The following is a 2,443-nucleotide window of genomic DNA, read 5'->3' on the forward strand; positions in this document are numbered from 1 at the left end:
CAGTGTTCCGCAGTGTTAAAGCGCAGTGTTTCGGGGTGTTGGACACTGCGAAACACTGCGCTTTAACACTGCGGAACACTGCGCGAAATTTATCTATTCCGTAAAATCCGCCACGACCTGCACGAACATTGGCGAGGGCACCTGCACCGACTGCCCAGTGGGCGTGAGCTTACCCGACTGCTTATCAACGCGGTAAGTAAATACGTTGTCGGAGTTCTGATTGGCCACCAGCAGCACCCGCCCGCTGGGGTCAAGCGAAAAGTTGCGCGGCGTTTTGCCCTGCGTGCTCACGTGCTGCACCAGTGAGAGCCGGCCGCTGCCGCTGTCGATGGCAAAGACGGCCAGGCTGTTATCGCCCCGGTTGGAGGCATACACAAACCGCCCGTCGGGCGACACATGCACGTCGGCCCCCGAGTTTTCGCCCGCGAAGCCGGCCGGCAGTTGCGTCTGGGTTTGGATTTCCTGGAAGGTGCCCGCCTTGGCGTCGTAGGTCAGCGCCGTAATGGTCGAGCCCAGCTCATTTTCGAGGTAGGCCCAGCGGCCGTTGGGGTGAAACGTGAGGTGGCGCGGCCCCGCCCCCGGCCGGGCCGTGAAGGCCACGGCGGCCGGCGTGCCCAGTTTGTGGCCGGCGGCGTTGAGCTGGTAGCGGTACACCTTGTCGGTGCCCAAATCCACGGCGAAGGCGTAGCGGTTGTCGGGCGCGGGCAGGATGCAGTGGGCGTGCGCCGCGTGCTGGTTTTTGTGCGGGCCGAAGGGCGGCTGGTGTTGGCTGCTGTCGGCGGGGGCGGCCAACTGGCTATCAGCCTGGCGGGGCAGCAGCGCCACGTTGCCGCTCGAATAATTGGCTACTAGCACATTATTACCCGTGCGGTCGAGGCTGATGTAGCACGGCGACGCACCCAGCGAGGGCTGCTGGTTGCGCAGTGTGAGCGCGCCCGTGCGCTGGTCGATGGCCAGCGCGCTCACCCCGCCGCAGTTGGCCCGGCCCCGGAAGGACTGCGTTTCACTCACCGCATAAAGGGTGCGGTGCCCGGCATCGAGGGCGAGGTAGGTGGGCTGCGCGCCGCCTTTTTGGGCGCTCACCAGCGTGAGCGCGCCGGTGTTGGCGTCAAGTCGGTAGAGGTAGATGGTATTGTCGTGTGGGCCGGCCACGTTGGTGCCGATGTACACCAGGTAGCTGCCCGCGCCGGGCGCGGTAGTGGCCGAGGGGCGGGTGGCGCAGCCGGCGGCCAGCAGGCCAGCCACGGCGATAGTCAGGGGGGTAGCGCGTAAAAAAACAGGTCGAGTGAGCAAGAATTGCGTCATGGTAAGCAGAAGAAGAAACCCGAAAGCCAGGCGTTAGCGCAGCCATTTTCAAAGGCCTAAAGCTACGGGCTTTGACCTTAGCGCACCGTTCAGGCTGCGGCCTGTGCCAGTTACGGCAAGCTGCTTAGTAGCTACTAATGGAGCGCTAAGCTCGGCGTAACTACGCTTTTTGGCGGCCGTTACCGCAAAGGTATTCCAACTACCTCCTCCCCTTTTCCTCATGGCAGACCAACAGACCTACGCCCTCATCACGGGCGGCACCAGCGGCATCGGCCGCGAGCTGGCCAAGCTTTTCGCTCAAGACAAGTACAACCTCGTGCTCGTGGCCCGCAGCCAGGATGAGCTAGCCCAAACCGCCAGCGAGCTGCAACAGCAATACGGCGTGCAGGTCACGACCATCGCCAAAGACTTGTTCGAGCCGCAGGCCCCGTTTGAAGTTTATAAAGAAATCCAAGGCCAAGGCATTCAAATAGATGTGTTGGTCAATAATGCTGGCCAGGGCCAGTACGGCACCTTCACGACCACCGACCTCAACCGCGAGCTGGATATTATTCAACTCAATATCGGGGCCTACGTCACCTTCACCAAGCTGTATTTGCAGGAAATGGTAGCTCGCCGGAGCGGTAAAATCCTACAAGTGTCGAGCCTGGGGGCCGAGATTCCCGGCCCGCTGCAAGCCGTATACCACGGCACCAAAGCCTTTATTACGTCCTTTACCGAAGCCGTGCGCGAGGAAGTGAAGGAAAGCGGCGTGACCATCACCCTGCTGGAGCCGGGTGTGACGGATACCGATTTCTTCCACAAAGCCGACATGGAGCGCGCCAAACTCGTGGCCGAAGGCCCCAAAGCTGACCCCGCCAAAGTAGCCCAGGATGGCTACGACGCCCTGATGGCTGGCAAGGACAAAGTGGTTTCGGGCTTTATGAACAAGGTGCAGGCTGCAATGGGCAACCTACTGCCCGACAGCCTAGTAGCCGCCCAAATGCACAAGCAGGCCGCGCCGATAGATGGCGACGAAAGCTCGAAGTAGCTTATATGGTTTTAATAAAAAAGCTCGGCTCATTCAGCCGAGCTTTTTTATAATAGCAGCCGTTGAGCGGTGTAGAGACGCAAGACTTTGCGTCTGGCGTTAGGTGAC

At 60.9% G+C, this 2,443-nt stretch carries 2 protein-coding genes; one reads left to right on the forward strand and one right to left on the reverse strand.

From position 1 onward, the window contains the following. Positions 1–93: 93 nt before the first annotated feature. Entirely contained in the window at positions 94–1,305 is a 1,212-nt protein-coding gene (locus VFO93_RS16935) for a lactonase family protein (protein ID WP_325135559.1), read from the reverse strand. 220 nt (positions 1,306–1,525) lie between these two features. Here VFO93_RS16935 and VFO93_RS16940 point away from each other — a divergent pair, with 220 nt between their 5' ends. Next, positions 1,526–2,335 carry an SDR family oxidoreductase gene (locus VFO93_RS16940; protein WP_325135560.1) on the forward strand — a complete coding sequence of 270 codons (810 nt, stop codon included), beginning with the start codon at positions 1,526–1,528 and terminating at the stop codon, positions 2,333–2,335. Positions 2,336–2,443: the final 108 nt, after the last annotated feature.

The organism is Hymenobacter sp., from assembly GCF_035709525.1.
GTDB lineage: Bacteria > Bacteroidota > Bacteroidia > Cytophagales > Hymenobacteraceae > Hymenobacter.

Excerpts from the sequence above, each read along its gene's own strand:
- VFO93_RS16935 (WP_325135559.1), bottom strand. The coding sequence starts at position 1,305 with ATGACGCAATTCTTGCTCACTCGACCTGTTTTTTTACGCGCTACCCCC.
- VFO93_RS16940 (WP_325135560.1), top strand. The coding sequence starts at position 1,526 with ATGGCAGACCAACAGACCTACGCCCTCATCACGGGCGGCACCAGCGGC.